A 20280-nucleotide genomic window follows, 5' to 3' on the forward strand; every position below is an offset into this window, starting at 1 on the left:
GTCCACTCTGGCGGTGTTTCGGTGACATGGATGTTGATTATCCGCTTACCTTTTAAGGTACAAAGGTACAAAGGTACAAAGGTACAACGGCACATCGAGCCGGAGCAGGCCTCCACTCCATTTCCCTAGAGCTCCTGCGGAATGAGATGTCGTCTGAGAGGGCTCGAGTCCAAACTTCCCAAAATCACGCGGACGTCCGCAATTCTCGTCTGCCCATCCAAACTGCGGCGCCAGCGACCCAGGTGTCCATAAACAATAACGCGTCGAGTCCGTCTCGCCCTCCCGCCCTGGATTGGGAGATAGTGTCGCCCGTGCTCAATAACCCAAGGGCGACGTCAGATCTGAAATGTCATTGAGCCACCGCGGCCGCCGACGCATACACATCCGCCGGCATCGGCCGGTGCAACTTCCAGGTGATCGCAATCGGTTTCTCGCCGGCGTGCTGCACATAGTCCACCTGGCCCAGGCAGGTATATGGAACGGTCAGCCCGGTCTCGTCCTCAGACGTGTCGCGCGTGAAGATCAGGACCTTCGAGCCATGAGCAGCCCGGTTCAGGTACCGCTTGCCGGTCGGGCTTCCGGGCGAGGTCGCGTTCTGCGATTCCCAGTGGAACAGCTCCGGACTGATGGCGTAGTCCTTGTACATCGTCGTGGCCGAGTGCTTCTTACCGTCCTTGTTGAGCGTGACGAAGAAGGCGTCCGTGGACGTCGCCGGGCACCAGGCGACGCCCTCGCGGTGCTGCACGTTCTTACCGAGCTCCAGCGACCCGTACTGGAGCGCCGCCAGGACCTCCTCTCGTCGGTAGGTAGCGTGTGAGAGCAGCGGGACATGCTGCAGGCCTGCGCCGAGGTTTTTGGCGGCGTGCTTGGACGCGGCCACGCCGAGCTTCACGACCTGGCGGATCTCGCTGCAGACGAACTGGTAGCCGCGCAGGTAGTCCAGGCCGGCGTCGTACGACGGGAACCCGCCGCCGTCGTCCCACAGCGTGTAGAACAGCATGCGCGCGAACGTCTGTTCCCGCATGCCGAGCTCCGCGTAGCGGAGCGCGTCGGCGCCGACGAGCATCGAATACGCCTCGGCGCGTTCCGAATCGTCCACGTGGATCAGCGCGGCCATCCGGCCGAGCAGCTTCTTCTCGTCAGCGTCGGAGAGGTCGTCGATCTTGCCGCGGAGGACCGTTTCCAGCGGCGAGAACCCTTCGATGAGGCCGGCCTGGCGAAGGTAGCCGGTCCACGAATCCTTGGTGGACCGGTAGATCGCCTTCACGTCGTTCCCGGACCGCTGCAGGTAGGCCTCGAGTTCCTTCTCCGCGTACGAGGCGATGTCCCGGACCAGTTGCGCGCGGTTGAACCGCAGCTGCGCCTTGATGTTGTTCAGCACAACCTTCTGCGCCACCCGGTCCAGCACGATCTGCGAACCCGACGGCAGGTAGGGGAAATCGTCCTCGACAGCCTTTTCGAGTTCCTTGCGCCCGTAGCCGGTGAGCGCCCGGTAGCGCAGGTCGAAGCGGAACTCCCGGTGCTGCTGGCCGATGAAGTCCAGAACGGTCAGCACCGCTTTGCCCTCGGCGCGGCGCAGCCCGCGTCCCAGCTGCTGGAGGAAGATCGTGGCGCTCTGGGTGGGCCGGAGCATCAGGATGGTGTCCACCTGCGGCAAGTCCAGGCCTTCGTTGAAGAGGTCGACGGCGAAGATGCAGTTGATCTCGCGTGCGGCGAGCCGTCTCAGCGCCGCCGCCCGGTCGGTGTCGTCGGTGCTGCCGTCGACGGCGACGGAGGCGATCCCGGCGCGGTTGAAGACTTCGGCCATGTAGTGGGCGTGCTGGACCGAGACGCAGAAGCCGATGGCCCGCATCTGCTCGGTGCTGGTGACCTTGTCGCGGAGTTCGCGGATCACCTTGGCGGCGCGGGCGTCGTTGCCGGTGTAAAGGTTGTTCAGCTGTGCGGTGTCGTAGTTGCCGCGCTTCCATTCCAACTGGCTGAGGTCGACGTCGTCGGAGACGCCGAAGTAGTGGAACGGCACCAGCAGATCGGCGTCCAGGGCGTCCCAGAGGCGCAGTTCGCTGGCGGTGCGACCGCCGAAGAACTGCTGGGCGACGTCGACGCCGTCGCCGCGCTCCGGCGTCGCGGTCAGCCCGAGGAGCTGCTGCGGCTGCAGGTAGTCCAGCAGCCTGCGGTAGGTGGGCGCCATGGCGTGGTGGAACTCGTCGATGACCACGACGTCGAAGAAGTCCGGTTCCAGCTTGTCGATGCCGAGGGAGGACAGCGACTGGACGGAGGCGAAGATGTGCTTCCACTGCTGTGGTTTGTGTTCCCCGACGTAGAGCTCGCCGAATGCGCCGTCCTGCATGACGTCACGGTAGGTGCGCATGGCCTGTTTCAGGATTTCCTGACGGTGGGCGACGAAGAGCAGCTTCAGGTCTTTGCCCGCCGCTTCGCAGAGACGCCTGTAGTCCAGGGCGGCGATGACCGTCTTGCCGGTGCCAGTGGCAGCGACCAGCAGGTTGTGGTTGAAGCCCTTGAGCCGCTCGGCTTCCAGGTCTTCAAGCATCTCCTCCTGGTGGAGGAACGGCTGGAGCTCAAGGCCGGTGGCTGCCCCCGGGATGGCCGTCCGCCGGCCGCCGTTGCGTTCCAGCGCGGCGTCCAGCTTTTCACCGTCACGTTCCGGGTCGTAGCTTTGGAAGGCGCGCTGCTCCCAGTAGCTGTCGAAGGTGACCTCGAACTTTTGCAGCAGGGTGGGCGTGCCGACGGAGCTGAGCCGCACGTTCCATTCCAGGCCGTCCAGAAGCGCGGCCTGGCTGAGGTTGGAGCTGCCGACGTAGGCGGTGTCGAATCCGGTGTCGCGGCGGAACAGCCAGGCCTTGGCGTGCAGCCGGGTGGCGTGGGTTTCGTAGTTGATCTTCACTTCGGCGCCGTAGCGCTTGACGAGCTCGTCGATCGCGCGGCGTTCCGTGGCACCCATGTAGGTGGTGGTGATGACCCGGAGCTTGGCGCCGCGTTCCTTGAGCTGTGCGAGGGCCGGCTCGAGAAGCCTCAGCCCGGTCCAGCGAACGAAGGCGCAGAGCAGGTCCACTGTGTTGGCAGACTCTATCTCGGTCCTCAGTTCCGCGGCGAGGTTGGGATCGTCCTTGCTGTTGGTCAGGAGGGCGGAGTCGCTCAGCTTGGTGGTGGGGCGGCGAAGATTGCGGCGCTTGAGGGTGTTCGGGCGGTGAAGGGACTGGAGCTGCGTAGGACCGGGGGCGATGCGGTCTCCGGTGCTCAGTTCCTGGAGGAGCTTGTTCGCGAGAGCTACTCGGTCGGTTGGCTTGGCCGCGGCCAGGGCGCGCCGAACTGCGCCTGCTACGTGGCGGGAGAGGATGTCCGTAGAGTCTTCGTCGTTTATGTCCACGAAGACCGGATGGAGTTCCTGCTCCTGTCCTAGCAAACCGCCTAGTGCATCCGTTTTGAGTAGTTCGTACAAGCCCTCGGGTAGCTCCACCGCTGCCATTTCCCCCACGAAGTTAGTCACTGCGCCAGGGTATTGGGCAAGAACGACAAATACCACCTTGATCCAAGCCGTACTTATTTCCGGCACCGCAAGGGTATCCGGTAGGGTCATCACACTCACGGCATTTGGCGTGCTGCTACAGCATCACCAAATGATGAGGTTGTGATAAAAAAATCTGACACCGCTTTCACAGCCTTGATGGGCGTAGGGGTGGCAGGATGAGCTGTGACGGTGTGAAACTGTGACCAATTTTCGCTGTCGAGCGCGCGTCTTTATGCTCAGCTTCGTCGGCTGCTTGGCCCGAGGTGACCTACTGCTAGCAGTTCTCTGCTGATTGGAGCTTTCTCCGTATGGTCGATGTGCTAATTCTCTGTGCGATTCCGGTTGAGTGGCGTGCTCTCAGGACGTTGATTTCTGACACGTCCTCCGATTCGGTGCTATCCGACCCCTGCCTACTGGGCGACATGACGATAGCAGGAAATGTTCTCCGCGTGGCCCTGGTCGAAACCGGGATGGGCACCACGAATGCGAGTCTGGCCACCCATGCTGCCACCGAACGGCTATCGCCTACCCTTGTGATTTACGCAGGAATAGCTGGAGGAGTTAAGGACGTCGCGCTCGGGGACGTAGCAATTGCCTCGAAGGTTTATTACTACGAATCAGGGAAGACGGCGGATGGGCGCTTCCTCCCTCGACCCGAGGCATATCAGACACCGCATCGACTTGCGACAATCGGGCGCGAGATCGCACATCAAGATCGCGAGAATTTCAAGGTATTCTTCGGGGCTATAGCATCCGGTGAGAAAGTCCTTGCGGACGTGAATTCATCCCAAGTCGGCCTCCTCAAGGAATCCTACGGCGATACGCTTGCCGTCGAAATGGAGGGCGCTGGTTTCATGCAGGCTTGCCTGAGGGGGTCGACGAGCGCTTATCTCATGGTGCGAGGCGTGTCTGACCTCATCGAGGGTAAGACACAGGCCGATGACGACGGCGGACAGGAAAGAGCGAGCATTAACCTGGCGACAGTCGTTGGCGAGGTGATTGCTAGATTCTTTAAGCCAGTCCCGACGGCTCTCAACGCTACGAGCAAAGTCGAAGCGGCCCCTACTGCTCCAGACCTAGGCATACCTCGACCCACGCCGAACGAGACCTACGTGCTCCTGGCCCCGGCGGGCAGCAAGGTCGCAGAAGCCGTAGTTCAGTCTGGTCTGCCTTTGACTCTTGTGCTGGATTTGGACCCCGAGACAGACCGTGCTGGCCTCCTCTGCCGGAGCCGCGAGTCCCTTGCTGGCGAGAGGCCCGTTCACCTGATGACCGCAGATGATCCGTTGGTCGCTTCAAGAAATTCTGTATCGTGGATAGCCGTTCGCGGGCTGGACGAATGTGAGGATCTTCGGTCTTGGAAACGTGGCGGCCGGCGACGGCTCCGCGAAACACTCGCGGAATTTGCGGCTGTTTCCGGTGTTCGGCACGCAAACGTTATAGTAGCGGCCGACGCAACAGTTGGCGGCGACTGGATGGGACCCATCCTGGATGACATCCTCACGGAGTTTGGGGATGCCGTGAATATCGTGGCCTTAGGCTCTCAACTGACCGAGCTCGAGGTCGACTCACGAATTGCGGCCGAACCCGACGCCATAGCGCGGGGACTTTCCACACTGTTACGTGCCTCGCATCGGGCGGAAGCACCTTCGCTCCCGTGCAAGACGGAACCTAACACCATAGAAATCCCAAGAGATCAAGCGGCCTGGCTCGAAGAAGACCTGGAGCTGGTAGGTATCCATCCCCCGAAAGGAGACTCCGAGGCAGCGGCACTAGATTTCTTGCGCGGAGGCATACCCTCCTGGGTAGCGTTGGAGGGTGACTCCGACGTACTCCGGACCACATATGGTCCTTGGCGGAAGTCGCTGGAAGGAGTCCTGAAAAACCGCCGGACGCTCAGGGTCAACCTTTTCCACGAACCGGGGGCTGGTGGTACAACGCTTGCGAGGCGGGCTGCGTTTGACCTCCGTCTCGCCTTTCCGACCGTCGTCCTCGCGAGGTTCCGCACTCAAGAAACTAGTCGGCGCCTAGACTACATAGCCCGAACTACCGAACTTCCGGTTCTTGCCATCATCGACACGGCTTCCGTAACGGATGCCGAGGTCAACGACCTAATGGAGGAATTACACGCATCCTCGACGCCGACGCTGGTTGTCTACGTGTCGAGGCGCTACAGCGCGTTGCCGGTGGAGTCCAAGGCGACATTCTTGTTGGAAGCCCTAGACGACGCTGAAGCTGATGGTTTCTTTGACACACTCAGGGCGCGTGCTCCATGGAACGTGCAACAACTAAGCGAAATTCGAGATTCCAGGGACTATCGCCGCAATGCATTTTTCTTCGGTCTGTCCGCCTTTGAGAGTGACTTCAAGGGAATCGACCAGTACGTCGGTTCCCGGCTTGTGGGCGCAACCGAAAAACAGGTAGCAGCGATTAAGTACTGCTCCCTGGCTCATTATTACGGTCAGACTGAGATACCTGAATATGCACTTGCGGCTCTAGTGGGCCTGCCTCCCGGGAGGGCGTCGGCCTTCTCACGCGTATTGACACCCGAAATGCGCCAGCTCATGTGGCGTTCGCCCGAAGGTGGATGGCGAACTACCCATCCTCTGGTCGCGAAACATGTACTAATCCACCTCGGTGGAGGCGAACGATGGAATCAGATGCTAAGCACGTGGGGCCGTGAGTTGGGCGAGTTTTGTCTGGACCGCGCTCCTCAGAACCGCGATCTCAAGAAGATTGTGGAGGCGATATTCATCGAACGTGAGGGGTTGCAGGGCAGTGAGGCCGGCCCGCGCGCTACCTTCGCCAAAATCCTGGAAGATATCCCTGCTCCAACGGGAGCGGCGAAACTAATAGGTCAGATTTCGTCATTGGCGGGCGACGACCCTCATTTCGCTGCTCATGCGGCGCGCTACTATGCTTTCAAACTGCGAGATTTCGCTACCGCGGCCCGTTTCGCCGAACAAGCGCGGGAACTCGACCCCGAGGACCATGTCCTTCAGCATGTGGTCGGAATGGTCCACCGAGCCCGTGTGAGTGACGCAATCGGTCAGCGACTGAGCCTTGACGAAATTACCCCGTGGGTGAAGGCCGCAGCCTCAGCCTTTGATGCATCGCGTCGTTGCGCTCCGAACAGTAAGCAGCATCCGTATATCAGCGAGATCCAGATGCGGATAGCTGTTGTGGACTATGGGGTGAGGCGCTCCGGAAGCATAGCCGCTTATCTCGCGGGCGCACCGCACCCATTGGTTGTGGAGTCGATCAGCGTAGCCGAAGATTTGCTGGCACGGGTTCGATATCTCGGGGACGCCAGGAACCCGAGTGGGTACGAAGAGCGCGCCCGAGGTGAGCTAACCGCGCTCTATGGCGATTACGAGAGAGCGCTACAACTTTTTGAGTCTCTTCTGGGTAAGCGGGATGTCGATCCCTTGCCAGTGAGGCGACAGATTGTCTGGACGCAGCTAGCTCGCGCCCGCAGGGACTGGCGGTCTCTCAACGGCAAAGCATCCGAACGTGTCTTGTCATTGCTCGAGCAGAACATGCAAGAAGGCGGATATAGTTCGGCAGACGTCAGGCAGTGGTGGCGGGCTATCCGGTACTCAGGCAGACGCATACCACAGGATCGAGTACATGAGGTGCTGACGTATTGGCGTGAGTCCGAATTGGGGTCCGAAGCTCTCTACGCCTCGTATGTTGCTCAGGCTGTGGACTTACTGGACGGTCTACAGTCGGGACGTGAAGACTACGAAAGGTTCAAGGCTGAATGCTCCGCTCGCAGCAGGCGCGACGGTAAACGCTCCCTGTGCCTTGACTGGGTCGGCCACGGCGAGGGCATAGGAAAACTCGTTCACCAGTCAGAGTTAGGCCCGTGGGACCCGCGCACCGAGTTCTGGTCGGACCATTCTCTACTGCGTCGGCTGGAGGCACGTGTTGAGCTACTCAAGGGGCCACAAGCAGGGACTGTGGTCTGCCATGGCATTGAAGCCTTCTTTGTTCCAAGCCGGGCTGGCCTTGAAAAGGGACGGGACGAAAAGGCCCTCGTCTCGGGTTACCTTGCTTTCAGTAATGACGGACCCCGCTTCTGGGATCCCGCTCTCCTGGATCAGCCCCGGACATAAGTCCTTGTTTGGTAATCAGCGCGGAGGTCATGGGAGGCCCCTCGCCATCCCGGGGGCTGTATAGCGACCGCTATCCTGACAATAGATGACCTTCCCGGATCATTCGCGGCGTTTGGAGAGCAGGGGACAACCAACTTCCAGATCGGAAGACTGATTAGCGCCGAGGCTACCAGGCCGTGCCCACTTCGACCCCGCCGCGGCAGTTGCGAATAGTGCGTAGAGGGGAGCTTGTTCACCATTATCGAAGGCGGAACCTGGGGCGTCGAGCCCGGCAACATGCTGGTCTGCGAACGCAATGTGTGCTTCCAAGCGGCCGTCGCAATGGGAGACGAACCCGTGCAGCGGCCGGCCGGGACGGTTTCGCTCGGCGCCGCCCCGCTGGAACAGGATGACTGGCTGCAGCCGAACAACGCCGCTTAGATCCTGAGACCCTGAGTACGGCGCCACCCGAGACGAGGGGGTCTCTTCCATCTCCGGTCAAGCCCGTGCCACAGTAGCCGCCATGGAAACCTTCGATCACTCGGATAACCTCCAAGGCGCCAGCTTCACCGCCACAAACCTGCGCGGCGCGCGGTTCATCCGGGCGGACCTGTCCGGTGTGGTGATGCGCGGCGTGGATCTGCTCGGGGCGGACATTGACGCGCCGTGGCTGGCCGAGGATGGAAGCACGCTGCTGGTCAACGGCGTGGACGTCGTGCCGTTGGTCGAGGCCGAACTGAACCGCCGCTTCCCCGGCCGGGCCGAACGCCGGGCCGGGGACCCGGACGGGCTAAGAAACGCTTGGGCACAACTGGAGCAGGCTTGGCAGCAGGCGCTGGCGCGCGCCGAGGGGCTGCCGGACGGCGCCTTCGAGGTCCAGGTGGATGGCGAATGGTCCTTCGCCCAGACCCTCCGGCACCTGGTGATGGCCACGGACACCTGGCTGCGGAAGGCCATCCTGGAGGTCGAGCAGCCGTACCACCCGCTGGGGCAGCCGAACGCGGAGTTCGAAACCGACGGCTACGACCTGTCCGTCTTCGCCACCGAACCGCCGCGGTACCAAGAAGTCCTCGAAGCACGGAGAGACAGGCAGGAAATGGTCCAGGAGTTCCTCGCCGCCGTCACCCCCATGGACCTGGACGCGGAGCGCCGGAACCCGTGGGCCCCGGACCACGCGGTGACCGTCCGATCCTGCCTGCACACCATCCTCAACGAGGAGTGGGACCACCTGCGCTACGCCCTCCGCGACCTGGACGCCGTCGAACGCGGCGCCGGCGGCACCAATACGGAGAGCGGGAGTTAGCAAACAAGTCTGATGAAAGACAGGAGAAAAACCCGGCACTGACTGGGAACCGCGTTCGTTGGCCTAGGTACCACGCCCCCGCCGACCACCCCGGCCGACACCTAATGAGGCAACATGCAGGTTCCCACGACCGTCTGGATACTGACCATCATCGGAATTGTGGGCCTGCTGGCCTTCGATTTCTTCTTCCACGTCCGCAAGGCCCACACCCCCACCCTGAAGGAAGCGACCATCTGGTCCTCCATCTACGTGGGCCTGGCGTTGCTGTTCGGCGTCGGCGTGCTGATCTTCGGCGGCGTGGACATGGGCACCGAATACTTCGCCGGCTACGTCACGGAGAAGGCCCTCTCCGTGGACAACCTCTTCGTCTTCCTCATCATCATGTCCAGCTTCCGGGTGCCGCGGGCGGACCAGCAGAAGGCGCTGCTGTTCGGCATTGTGTTCTCCCTGATCGCCCGCACCGCGTTCATCTTCCTGGGCGCGGCCCTGATCAGCAGCTTCTCCTGGGTGTTCTACATCTTCGGCCTGATCCTCCTGCTCACCGCCGGCAACCTGCTCAAGCCCGACTCCCACGAGGACGACGAGAAGGACGGCCTGATCGTCCGGCTCACCAAGAAGTTCCTCCCGGCGTCATCCAACTACGACGGCGACAAGCTCTTCACGGTCGAGAACGGCAAACGCGTCCTTACCCCCATGCTCCTGGTGATGGTGGCGATCGGCGGCACGGACATCCTCTTCGCCCTCGACTCCATCCCCGCGATCTTCGGCCTGACCCAGAACGTCTTCGTGGTCTTCACCGCCACCGCGTTCTCCTTGATGGGCCTGCGGCAGCTCTACTTCCTGATCGATGGGCTGCTGGACCGGCTCATCTACCTCTCCTACGGCCTGGCCGCCGTCCTGGGCTTCATCGGCGTCAAGCTGGTGCTGCACGCCCTGCACGAGAACAACCTGCCGTTCATCAACGACGGCGAACACGTCAACGTGATCGAGGTCAGCACCGGCGCGTCCCTGCTGGTGATCCTGGGCGTCCTCACCATCACGGTCCTGGCCTCCATCTTCAGCCCCAAGGGCAAGGCCAAGAACGCCGTCACCGGCGCTAAGCGGCACGCCGTCCAATACCTGGACCTGAACTACGAAACCGACATCACCGAGCGCGAACGGATCTTCGCCAAGATGGTGGCCGAGGAACAGCAGCTCCAGGCCCTGCCCGAGAAGTACAAGTCCCTGGTCCACCACGAGACCGAGTTCAAGGACCTGCTGCACCGTGCCCACCAGGAGCACGACAAGGCGCTGCAGCGGGAGGGGCTGCGGTAGGTTCCTCGCTCCCCTGCCGCCCCGCCTCCCGGCTGCTTTTCCCGTGCATCGTTTTCACGGGCCCAGCGGCGGGGCGGCAGAATGGAACCATGACCCTCACGACCTTCGCCCTCATCCGCCACGGCCAGACCGACTGGAACGCAGAGCGCAGGCTGCAGGGGTCCACCGACATCCCGCTCAACGACGTCGGCCGTGCCCAGGCGCGCGACGCCGTCGCCGCCCTCGCAGCTTTCCGGTGGGACGCGATTGTCTCCTCGCCCCTGAGCCGGGCCGCCGAAACCGCGGACCTGATCGCCGCCGGGCTTGGCCTGAGCGTGGCCCGCCGCGTCCCCGAGCTCACCGAACGCGCCTACGGCCCCGCCGAGGGCATGACCGACGGCCCCGAGCTGGATGCGCTGCGCATCCCCAACGGCTTCCGCGGCGCCGAGAGCGAGGAGGACGCCGCCGAGCGCGGGCTCGCCGCGCTGGAGGCCCTGGCCGACGAGTACCGCGGCGGCCACGTCCTGGTGGTGGCGCACGGATCCCTGCTGCGGGTCAGCCTCAGCCGCGCCGCCGGACGCCACCTGGACAGCGTGGAGAACGCAGCGCTCAACCTGGCCCACCACCACCCGGAGGATGGCTGGAAGCTCGAATACTTCAACGGCGAGCGCCTCAGCGCGATCGTCTAAACCTCCGCGTCACACTCGGGGCGGCGGCAACATGACCGACGCATAACTGGTCCTATGAGTCGGCCAAAAACCAGCCGTGTAACCGGCAGGTTAAACCCGGTTTCCGGCCCGTAAAGCTCTCCTCACCCCCGTCATATCAAGGGTTTTCCGCCCTTCTCGGGTCCTAGCTTGGACCTTGGTTCGACCAATGAACCAAGTCGTCTCAAGCCCCCGAGGAGCACCCCGTGAACGTTTCCACCGCCGAGAAGCCGGCCACCGGCACCGTGCCGCCGGGCGCGGCCGGAGCGGCCGGCCCCGCCGCCGGTTCCGCCACCCTCTCCCCCGCAGACTCCGCCGCCGCGCCCACAACCAACACCACGGGCCGCCGTCGTCTGCTGCCCGTCAGCGGCAAGCGCCCCGGCCCCGTGGCAGTGACCCTGCTATTCTCCCTGGGCTGGGTATTCATGTACGCGGACCGGAACATCCTCTCCCCCGTCATGAGCGTCATTCAGGACCAGTGGGGACTCAACAAGGGCCAGCTGGGCCTGATGTCCACGGTCTTCTTCATCACCTACGCCCTGATGCAGATCCCCACCGGCTACCTCGCGGACCGGATCGGCCGGGTCAAGGTGGTGGTGGCCGGCTACGTGGTGTTCGGCATCGGCACCATCCTCAGCGGCTTCGCCCCCGGCTTCATGGTGTTCCTGCTCATGCGCGCCTTCACCGGCATCGGCGAGGGGACCTTCTACAGCCCGGTCTACGGCATCTCCTCCAGCTACATCTCCGGCAAGTGGCGCGGGGTCTCCGCCGCCCTGATCAACAGCGGCATGGCCGTGGGCATCTCGCTGGGCTTCATTGGCTCCGGCTACTTCACCTTCACCCTGGGCCTGCCGTGGCACGCCTCGTTCCTGATCTTCGGCGCAGCCACCCTGATCGTCGCGTTCCTGATCAACTACTACCTCTCCCCGATCGACGCCGAGCACAAGGCTTTGGCTTCCAAGGCCACGGACGACGGCGGCGCCCCGGCTGCCAAGGTCTCCAACAAGGCCCTCTTCACCCGCAACCACATCCTCACCTACGTGCTGATCTTCTGCTCGCTTTACGGCTTCTTCTCGATGCTGACCTGGCTGCCCACCTACCTGCAGCAGGCCCGCGGCGTGGCCCCGGCCCAGACCGGCATCATCGCCTCCCTGGTCCCCTGGGCCTCCATCCCCGGCGCGATCCTGCTGAGCATGTGGGCGCGCCGGCTGAAGAACACCCGCCCCCTGATCGTGGTGCTCTCCGTACTGGGCGGCCTCTGCCAGATCCTGGTCCCGATGACCGGCAACTACTCCCTGATGATCGCCGGCCTGGTGGTCTACGGGCTGGTCGGCAAGCTGGCCCTGGACCCCATCCTGATCGCCTTCCTGGCCGAGAACACCCCGCGCTCCATGTACTCCACCGCCTACGGCTACTTCAACTTCGCGGGCATGCTCTCCTCGATCTTCGCCCCGTACATCACCGGCGCCCTGGCCGACGCCACCGGAGCGCTGGAGGCCGGGTTCTACCTGTCCGCTGTGCTGCTGCTGGTGGGCGCGGTAGCGTTCTGCTTCACGACGCCGGCCCGGGTCGCCTCCCAGCCTGCCCCCGCCGTCGACCCCGTCCCCCAGCCCGCCGCCTGACCCAACTGACTGGCAGCTGAGGCCGTTGTGGGACCTCATAACGGCCTCTACTGCCAGCTAGTTGGGGGAACCGCCCCGTCAACCGAAAGGACCCCCGTGAGCCAGCCCCTTATTCACCGCACTGCCACCGGGCCCACGCTGCGCCGGGCCGCCTCGATGAGCGCGGAGGTGGCCGCCTACCTGGAACGGGAGATCGCCTCCCGCGGCCTCACCCCCGGGGACAAGCTCCCCACCGAGCGGGAACTGGCGGAGCAGCTGTCCGTCTCCCGCGCCACGGTCCGCACCGCCCTGCAAGAGCTGGAGTCCAAGCACCTTGTGGAGCGGACCCGTGGCCGCGGAACCATCGTCGCAGAGCCCCCGGCGCCGGTGAGCGAGCTCTACGCCCGGCTCGCCGGTGCCGGGCAGGCGCAGCAGGACGTGGCCGAGCTGCGCGGCTCGCTGGAACCCCTGGTGGCCGAGCTCGCCGCTGCCCGGTCCAGCGCCGCGGACCTGATCCAGCTGCAGGACGCCCTGGCCGCGGCCAGCGAACACCTCTCCCCCGAGGAGGCGCTGCGGCTGGACGTCCAGTTCCACACCCTGCTGGCCCAGGCCGGCCGCAACCAGCTGATGGCCACGGTCCTGACCCTCACCAGCTCCTGGACCTCCGAGGTCCGGCTGCGCTCGCACGCCACTGCGGAGGGCCGGCGCTGCTCGATCGAGGGCCACCGCCGGATCCTGGCCGCCGTCCTGGCCCGGGACGCCACCGGGGCCGGGATCGCCATGCGCGACCACCTGGCCGACGTCGCCGTCCTCATCCGGGACCACCAGCCCTAACCCCCCAACCCATCGGAGACCACCCGTGAGCACCTCACTGTTCCAACCCGGCACCGCCGCCGGACCCACCGCCGCCCGCATCCTGCAGTCCTGGGACGGCATCGCCGACGGCACCACCTACCTGCCCTCCAGCCGGGAGAACGTCCTCTGGGGCGCGCTCCCCTGCGCCGGGGACCGCCCCGTCCTCAGCATCGACCCCGGCACCGACGTCACCATCGACACCATCAGCCACGAGGGCATCCTAGAGGACCAGGGCCGGGACCCGCTGGCCTACTTCGGCTCGCATGGGGTCCCCGAACACCAGATCCTCGAGGACGCCATCAGCCTGGCCGGCTCGGACATCCAGCGGCTCTCCGCCAACCTGGGCCCCCACGTGGTCACGGGACCCATCGCGGTCCGCGGTGCCCGGCCCGGTGACCTGCTGAAGATCACCGTGCTGGAGACCACCCCGCGGGTGCCCTACGGCGTGATCTCCAGCCGGCACGGCCGCGGCGCGCTGAACGGCGAGTACCCCCTCGGCGCCGGCAACTACAGCGCCTTCGCCACGGTCCGGGACGACGTGGACGGTACCCCTTCGGGCTGGCTGCCCCTGCGGCCCGGCGCCGAACCGTCCGTGCACTTCCCGCTCAACCCCTTCCTGGGGATCATGGGCGTGGCCGTCGACGGCGACCGCCGCCCGCACTCGGTCCCGCCCGGCGCGCACGGCGGCAACATCGACATCAACCTCCTCACCGCCGGCAGCTCGCTCTACCTCCCCGTCCAGGTGGCCGACGCCCTCGCCTACGTGGGCGACCCGCACTTCGCACAGGGCGACGGCGAGGTCTCCCTCACCGCCATGGAAGCCTCGCTGCGGGTCCAGCTCCGCTTCGACGTCGTCGCCCAGGACGAGGCCGTCCGGAACTTCGGCACCCTCGCCGGACCGCTCGCACAGACCCCGGAGTTCCTGGTCCCCACCGGGATGGACGAGGACCTGGACACGGCGGTGCAGAACTGCGTCCGCGCCGCCGTCGCCCTGCTGCAGGCCCGCTACGGCATGGATCCCAGCCTGGCCTACGCGTACCTGAGCGCCGCCACGGACTTCAACATCTCGCAGGTGGTGGACCTGGTGAAGGGCGTGCACGCCCGGATCCGGGTGCAGGACTTCCGCCCGTGACGTCCGTTTCTGATTCCGGCTCCGATCCTGACCCCACCGTGTGGCGTGTCCTCGGCGCCCCGCTGCTCCCGCCCACCGGCACCGGGCCCCTGGACGGGCTGAGTGTGGCGGTCAAGGACCTCTTCGCGCTCGAGGGGTTCGCGGTGGGCGCGGGAAACCCGGCGCGGCTGGCCGGGGCGGCGCCGGAGACGACGACGGCGGCCGCCCCCGCGGCCCTGCTCGCGGCGGGTGCGTCCGTGGCCGGGATCGCCCGGACCGATGAGTTCGCCTACAGCCTGGCCGGCACCAACGTCCACTACGGGACCCCGCCCAACCCCCGGGCGCCGGGCCGGATTAGCGGCGGGTCCTCCTCCGGATCGGCGAGCGCCGTGTCCCTGCGCCAGGCGGACGTGGGGCTCGGTACGGACACCGGCGGCTCCATCCGGGTTCCGGCCGCGTACCAGGGCCTCTTCGGGATCCGCACCAGCCACGGCGCGGTCTTGGTCGAGGGGTTGCTGCCGCTGGCGCCGTCGTTCGACACTGTCGGGTGGCTGACCCGCGACGCCGCCACCCTCGCCGCCGTGGGTGAGGTGCTGCTGCCGGACGCCGCGACTCACGGTGCGACGGCCTCGTTTACCGGCATGTCCGTGCCGCCGGAGCTGCTGGCGACGGCCGAACCGGGCATCGGCGAGGCCATCCGGGAGTTCGTCGCCGCTGCCCCGGAACTGCAGCCGGCGGCGACCGTCCCGTTCCCGGTGGAGGAGCTCCCCGGCTGGCTCGCCGCGTTCCAGACCGTCCAGGGCTTCGAGGCCTGGCAGCAGCACGGCGCCTGGATCGAGGCGCACCCGGACTCCCTGGGCGCCGACGTCGCCGGACGGTTCGCCACGGCGTCGCGGATCACCGCGGGCCAGGCGGAAGCGGCGCGGGACGTGCTGCGGGCCGCCCGGCAGCGCATCCGCGAATTCGTGGGCGGGGGCCTGCTGGTGCTGCCGTCGGCGTCGTCCGTGGCGCCGCTGCTCACCGACGTGGCTCAGTCCTCCGCCTTGGGCGGGTCCACCATCGATGCCGTCCGCCGCGCCACCATGCAGCTGACCTGCATCGCGGGCATCTCCGGGCTGCCGGCCCTTTCCCTCCCGCTCGTCACACCCGGCGGGCTGCCCTGCGGCGTGAGTATTGTGGGACCCGTACACCGTGACCTGGACCTGCTGCGCCTGGCCTGCCGGCTCGGCCCCCGCTGAGACCGCCTCCCGCACGCCGCCCGTCCGGCCACCGCACCGAAAGATAACCCATGCTCAAGCGACTGAAATCCACCGAACCGGACCGGCTGAACCTGACCCTCATGCTGGTCCTGACGTTCTCCACCGGCATCATCGACGCGGTGGGTTACCTGGGCCTGGACAGGGTGTTCACCGGCAACATGACCGGCAACGTGGTGATCCTGGGCATGGCGCTGATTGGCGCGGACAACCTGCCGGTGGTGGGCCCCACCATCGCCCTGGCCTGCTTCATGGCCGGCGCCGTGATCGCCGGCCGGACGCTCCGTCCCGTGGCCGCGGGCTGGAGCCGCCGCACCACCGTGCTGCTGGCCGCCGTCGGGCTCACCATGACGGCGATCGCCGTCGTCCTGGTGGTCCACGCCCCGCACGCCGGGGACCCCGTCACCCTGACCATTACGGGCGCGCTGGCCGTGGCGATGGGCATGCAGGCCGCCACCGCCCGGCACCTGGCCGTCAAGGACGTCACCACCGTGGTGGTCACCTCCACCCTGACCGGCCTGGCCGCCGACTCCCGCCTGGGCGGCGGCACCGGCGCACACACCGGGCGACGGCTGGGCGCCGTCGTACTCATCCTGGCCGGCGCCACCGTGGGCGCGGGGCTGCTGCACATCCACCCGGGCCTGGGCGTGATGGCGACGGCGGCGCTGACCTTGCTGGTGGCGCTCGCCGGGGAGATCGCCCGGGAACGCGCCGTCCACGACGCCGAGCTGGAGCCCGCCGCGGGCTGACCCCCTGCGGCCCGCTGCCGTGCTGCCGTTAGCGGGTCCGCGGCTCCCGCCAGGCGAGCGAGACCAGCAGCACCACGGCGCCGAGGCCCAGCATGACCAACACCATCAGCCCCCAGTTGGCCTGGTTCACGCCGGTGCCGTAGAAGATGCCGATCAGCACGGTGGCGGTGATCGCGCCGAGGTACCGGCAGGTCTGGTAGATCCCGGCCGCGACGCCGCGTTCCTCCAGCCGGGTGGAGGAGTACATGCCCTGGCTGGAGGCGATACTGACCACGCAGTACGGCAGGCCCAGCAGCGCGGTCATGGCCAGCACCAGCGGAACGGCCAGGGACGCGGTCAGCAGCCACATGGCCCCGGAGGCCGCGAGCAGCAGTACGACGCCGGCGATCAGCACCCGCCGCACGCCGAAACGTTCGATCGCCTTGACCGCGGCCGGGGTGCCCACCACGGAGATCGCCGCGAGCGGCAGCATCAGCAGGCCGACGACGCCGGGATCGTACCCCCCGGCGGTCTGCAGCAACTGCGGCAGGCCGAAGAACGCGAAGTAATAGACGCCGCTGAACAGCACGAAGCCCAGGTACACCAACAGCAGCGGCCGGTTCCGGCCCAGCAGCCGCAGGTCCAGGAACGGCGGGCTGAACCGCAGCTCCCGCACCGTGAACAGCACCGCCAGCAGCATCCCGGCGCCCAGCAGCCACCATCGGTAGCCGGGCAAAACGTTCAGCAGCGCCATCATCACCAGCGCCAGGGCGCCGATGAACGCCCCGATGCCGGGCAGGTCCGAGTCCCGCACCAGGTCGGCCACCCGGCCACGCTCGCGTTCCCGGTCCGCGGCGGCGAAGCGGCGCACGATGAGGATGGAGGCCAGGGCCAGCGGCACGTTGATCAGGAACAGCGCCTCCCAGCCCACCAGGCTCACCAGCAGGCCGCCCACCACCGGACCGACCGCCGCGGCGGAGGTGTTGGCCATCTGGATCCGGCCCAGCGGCCGGGTCGAGGGCACGTTGGCCTGCTTGGCCAGCGCTGCGACCATGACGACGGCGCTGGGGTACGCGCTCGCCGTGCCGAGCGCCATGAAGGCCCGGGCCACGCAGAGCAGCGCGAAGTTGGGAGCGAACGGGGCGAGCGCGCAGGTGGCCGCGACCAGGACCATGCCCAGCAGAAACAGCCGGCGCGGGCCGAACCGGTCCGCGAGCCGGCCCATCAGCGGCTGCCCGGCGGCGGAGGTCAGGTAGAACGAGGTCACCACCCAGGTGACGGTGGCGATGTCGAGTTGGAAGTCTGCCTGCAGCACCACCAGGGCAACGGCGATCATCGAGGAGTTCAGCGGGTTCAGCGCGGTGCCAAGGCTGAGCCCTGCGATGGCCAGACCGGTCCGGGGAGAGTTGCTCACGGCAACAGTCTGTCCCATCCGGCAGGGTGATTCGAAACCGTGTCCATGGGCGGGTTGGCCTTGCCGCGGGCGGTCTCCGTCGTGGCCGGCCGGGTCGCGGCTGGGGCCCTTGCGGGCGGCGTTACGCTGGGAGTGCGGCTGCAGCAGCCGGCCGCCGGAATCGTTCAGCGTGGAGCATCCATGACCCAGGCCACCGCAGACCCGCCCGCCGAAGCGCCCGGGCCGCCCGCCGTCGAGCCCGCCGTGACCGGCATGCCCGCGGCTCCCGCCAGCCCGGGCGCGCCGGGACCCGACGCCGACCTCCGCCGGATCGCGGCCGGAACGTTCGGCATCGGCGCCCTGCGGGCCGGGCAGCTCGAGGGCATGGCCGCCCTGGCCGCCGGCCGCGACCTGCTGGCCGTGATGCCCACCAGTTACGGCAAGTCCCTGATCTACCAGGTCCCCGGCCTGCTGCTGCACCAGTCCGTCGCCCCGTCCGGGCCCACCCTCGTGGTCTCGCCGCTGATCTCGCTGCAGGAGGACCAGCTGGAGGGGATCAACGACGCCGCCGGGCCGGGAACCGCCGTCGCCATCAACTCCGCCCACTCCGCCGCCGAGCAGGACCGGGCCTGGGCCGCGGCGGAGGACGGAACCGCGGCCTTCCTCTTCCTGGCCCCGGAGCAGCTGGCCAAGGACAGCACCGTTGAGCGCCTCGCCGCCTTGGGCATCCCACTGCTGGTGGTGGACGAAGCGCACTGCGTCACCTCCTGGGGCCACGACTTCCGCCCCGACTACCTGCGCCTGGGCGAGGTCCGCGAACGTCTGGGCAACCCGACGACGGCGGCCCTCACCGCCACCGCGGCTGCCCCGGTCCGCGAGGAGATCCAGCGGCGGCTGCACCTGGACCGGCCGCTGGTGCTGGTCCGCGGCTTCGACCGGCCGAACATTCACCTGGCCGTGACCCGGCACCACGAGGACAAGGAAAAGCGCCGGGCCGTGATCGCGCAGGCCGCCGCATTCGTGGCGGAGCTGCGCGGCCCGGGCCTGATCTACGCCGCCAAACGCAAGGACACCGAGAAGTACGCCGCGAAGCTGACCCGGAACGGACTCCGGGCGGCGGCGTACCACGCCGGAATGCCGTCGGTTGAGCGCACCCGGGTCCATGAGGCCTTCCAGGCCGGAACCCTGGACGTGGTGGCCGCGACCACCGCGTTCGGCATGGGCATCGACAAGCCGGACGTCCGCTTCGTGCTGCACGCGGACATCCCGGAATCCCTGGACAGCTACTACCAGCAGTTCGGCCGGGCCGGGCGCGACGGGCAGCCGGCCCAGGCGGTGCTGCACTACCGCTCCGAGGACCTGGGCCTGCGCCGGTTCTTCACCACCCACACCCCGGACCAGCCCTCGCTTCGGGTGCTGCTGGCCATCCTGGCCGCCGCGGACGCCCCGCTCCCCCGCGCCGAGCTCGCCGCGCAGACACACTTCCCGGGGCGGCGGATCACCTCACTACTGAACCAGCTGCAGGACACCGGACTCCTCCACACCGACGACGACGGCGTGCGGCTGGCGGGCGACGCGGAGGCGGCGCTGACCCTCGCCGTCGACCTCGCTGAGACCCGGGGGCGGGTGGACCGGTCACGGGTGGAGATGATCCGCGGCTACGCCGAGACCCATCACTGCCGGCGGCAGTTCCTGCTGGGCTACTTCGGCGAGGAGCTGCCCGGGCCCTGCGGCAACTGCGACACCTGCCGGGCTCGGGAGAAGTCACTGAGCGGCACGGCGGACGACGGCGGCGAGTCCGGGGACAGCTTTCCGGTGGGGTCCGCGGTGGTCCACGCCGGGTGGGGTCCGGGCCAGGTGATCCAGTGCGACGGCGACATCCTCACCGTCCTCTTCGATTCCGAGGGCTACAAGACCCTCTCCTGCACGGCCGTCCTCACACGGGGGCTCCTGAAGCGCGCCCGCTGACACCGGAGCGGCCGCGGCACCGCAAAGTTAGCCCCGGACCTCAGTACGTGACGTCGAAGCCAGTGAACTCCCCCGTGGCAGGGGTCACCGACTCCTCCACGTGGTCCACCCGGCCCGGTGCGTCCGGGGACCGCAACCAGGCCCGGAGCTCCAGCACTACTTCCTGCGGCCCCTCCGCCACGAGCCGCACGGAGCCGTCGTCGTCGTTCCGGACCGTGCCGGTGAGCCCCAGCTTGGCGGCCTTCCGTACCGTCCAGTAACGGAACCCGACTGACTGCACCATGCCCGTGACCCGGGCCGTGAGCCGCACGCCCGCCCCGCCGTCGGGCCCGGACCGCTCCCCCGTGTTCTCCGCCATGGACCCAATCTAGCCCCGCCCCGGCGCGTCCGGTATCCGGGACCTTCGCCCCTTTCAGCCCCCGCACGGCATTGCGGAGGGTGG

General features: G+C 66.8%; 14 protein-coding genes. 11 read left to right on the forward strand and 3 right to left on the reverse strand.

The features are described 5' to 3' along the window. Positions 1-349 precede the first annotated feature (349 nt). Positions 350-3484, reverse strand: a complete 3135-nt coding sequence (locus tag ABC337_RS03635) for a DEAD/DEAH box helicase (protein WP_412883226.1) — start codon at positions 3482-3484, stop codon at positions 350-352. A gap of 350 nt (positions 3485-3834) precedes the next feature. Here ABC337_RS03635 and ABC337_RS03640 point away from each other — a divergent pair, with 350 nt between their 5' ends. The 10 genes from ABC337_RS03640 (at position 3835) to ABC337_RS03685 (ending at position 16498) form a co-directional block, all read left to right on the forward strand. Then, positions 3835-7644 (forward strand): 5'-methylthioadenosine/S-adenosylhomocysteine nucleosidase family protein, encoded by a 3810-nt coding sequence (locus ABC337_RS03640; RefSeq protein ID WP_412882327.1) that lies wholly within the window; start codon positions 3835-3837, stop codon positions 7642-7644. Between the two features lie 228 nt (positions 7645-7872). Further along, positions 7873-8064: a hypothetical protein gene (locus tag ABC337_RS03645; RefSeq protein WP_412882326.1), complete on the forward strand. Its 192-nt coding sequence runs from the start codon at positions 7873-7875 to the stop codon at positions 8062-8064. Between the two features lie 82 nt (positions 8065-8146). Then, complete coding sequence (locus ABC337_RS03650) at positions 8147-8926, forward strand: DinB family protein (protein ID WP_412882325.1); 780 nt, start codon at positions 8147-8149, stop codon at positions 8924-8926. Between the two features lie 114 nt (positions 8927-9040). Continuing rightward, entirely contained in the window at positions 9041-10240 is a 1200-nt protein-coding gene (locus tag ABC337_RS03655; protein WP_412882324.1) for a TerC family protein, read from the forward strand. A gap of 89 nt (positions 10241-10329) precedes the next feature. Further along, positions 10330-10908 carry a histidine phosphatase family protein gene (locus ABC337_RS03660; protein ID WP_412882323.1) on the forward strand — a complete coding sequence of 193 codons (579 nt, stop codon included), beginning with the start codon at positions 10330-10332 and terminating at the stop codon, positions 10906-10908. Positions 10909-11132: 224 nt separating this feature from the next. Next, entirely contained in the window at positions 11133-12548 is a 1416-nt protein-coding gene (locus ABC337_RS03665; RefSeq protein WP_412882322.1) for an MFS transporter, read from the forward strand. A 96-nt stretch (positions 12549-12644) separates the two neighbouring features. Further along, positions 12645-13361: a FadR/GntR family transcriptional regulator gene (locus tag ABC337_RS03670; RefSeq protein WP_412882321.1), complete on the forward strand. Its 717-nt coding sequence runs from the start codon at positions 12645-12647 to the stop codon at positions 13359-13361. A 25-nt stretch (positions 13362-13386) separates the two neighbouring features. Beyond that, positions 13387-14514 (forward strand): acetamidase/formamidase family protein, encoded by a 1128-nt coding sequence (locus ABC337_RS03675; RefSeq protein WP_412882320.1) that lies wholly within the window; start codon positions 13387-13389, stop codon positions 14512-14514. Beyond that, the gene (locus ABC337_RS03680) at positions 14511-15731 is read left to right on the forward strand and encodes an amidase family protein (protein WP_412882319.1); all 1221 of its coding nucleotides are present in this window, start codon (positions 14511-14513) and stop codon (positions 15729-15731) included. Before ABC337_RS03675 ends, ABC337_RS03680 begins: the two co-directional genes overlap by 4 nt. A gap of 50 nt (positions 15732-15781) precedes the next feature. Beyond that, on the forward strand, positions 15782-16498 hold the full coding sequence (locus ABC337_RS03685; RefSeq protein ID WP_412882318.1) for a YoaK family protein: 717 nt from the start codon (positions 15782-15784) through the stop codon (positions 16496-16498). 28 nt (positions 16499-16526) lie between these two features. Here the strand turns inward: ABC337_RS03685 and ABC337_RS03690 are convergent, their stop codons facing one another. Continuing rightward, positions 16527-17891 (reverse strand): MFS transporter, encoded by a 1365-nt coding sequence (locus tag ABC337_RS03690; RefSeq protein WP_412882317.1) that lies wholly within the window; start codon positions 17889-17891, stop codon positions 16527-16529. 252 nt (positions 17892-18143) lie between these two features. Here ABC337_RS03690 and ABC337_RS03695 point away from each other — a divergent pair, with 252 nt between their 5' ends. Beyond that, entirely contained in the window at positions 18144-19838 is a 1695-nt protein-coding gene (locus ABC337_RS03695; RefSeq protein ID WP_412883225.1) for a RecQ family ATP-dependent DNA helicase, read from the forward strand. A 40-nt stretch (positions 19839-19878) separates the two neighbouring features. Here ABC337_RS03695 and ABC337_RS03700 read toward each other — a convergent pair whose 3' ends face one another. Continuing rightward, positions 19879-20196, reverse strand: coding sequence for an acylphosphatase (locus tag ABC337_RS03700; protein WP_412882316.1), 318 nt, complete (start codon positions 20194-20196; stop codon positions 19879-19881). Positions 20197-20280: the final 84 nt, after the last annotated feature.

The sequence above is a fragment of the Arthrobacter phoenicis genome, from assembly GCF_047238215.1.
Taxonomy (GTDB): Bacteria; Actinomycetota; Actinomycetes; order Actinomycetales; family Micrococcaceae; genus Arthrobacter.

What these genes read in the sequence shown, in the direction of transcription:
- ABC337_RS03660 (WP_412882323.1), top strand. Translation starts at nt 10,330, where the DNA reads ATGACCCTCACGACCTTCGCCCTCATCCGCCACGGCCAGACCGACTGG.
- ABC337_RS03700 (WP_412882316.1), bottom strand. Translation starts at nt 20,196, where the DNA reads ATGGCGGAGAACACGGGGGAGCGGTCCGGGCCCGACGGCGGGGCGGGC.
- ABC337_RS03640 (WP_412882327.1), top strand. Translation starts at nt 3,835, where the DNA reads ATGGTCGATGTGCTAATTCTCTGTGCGATTCCGGTTGAGTGGCGTGCT.
- ABC337_RS03655 (WP_412882324.1), top strand. Translation starts at nt 9,041, where the DNA reads ATGCAGGTTCCCACGACCGTCTGGATACTGACCATCATCGGAATTGTG.
- ABC337_RS03695 (WP_412883225.1), top strand. Translation starts at nt 18,144, where the DNA reads ATGCCCGCGGCTCCCGCCAGCCCGGGCGCGCCGGGACCCGACGCCGAC.
- ABC337_RS03635 (WP_412883226.1), bottom strand. Translation starts at nt 3,484, where the DNA reads ATGGCAGCGGTGGAGCTACCCGAGGGCTTGTACGAACTACTCAAAACG.
- ABC337_RS03650 (WP_412882325.1), top strand. Translation starts at nt 8,147, where the DNA reads ATGGAAACCTTCGATCACTCGGATAACCTCCAAGGCGCCAGCTTCACC.
- ABC337_RS03685 (WP_412882318.1), top strand. Translation starts at nt 15,782, where the DNA reads ATGCTCAAGCGACTGAAATCCACCGAACCGGACCGGCTGAACCTGACC.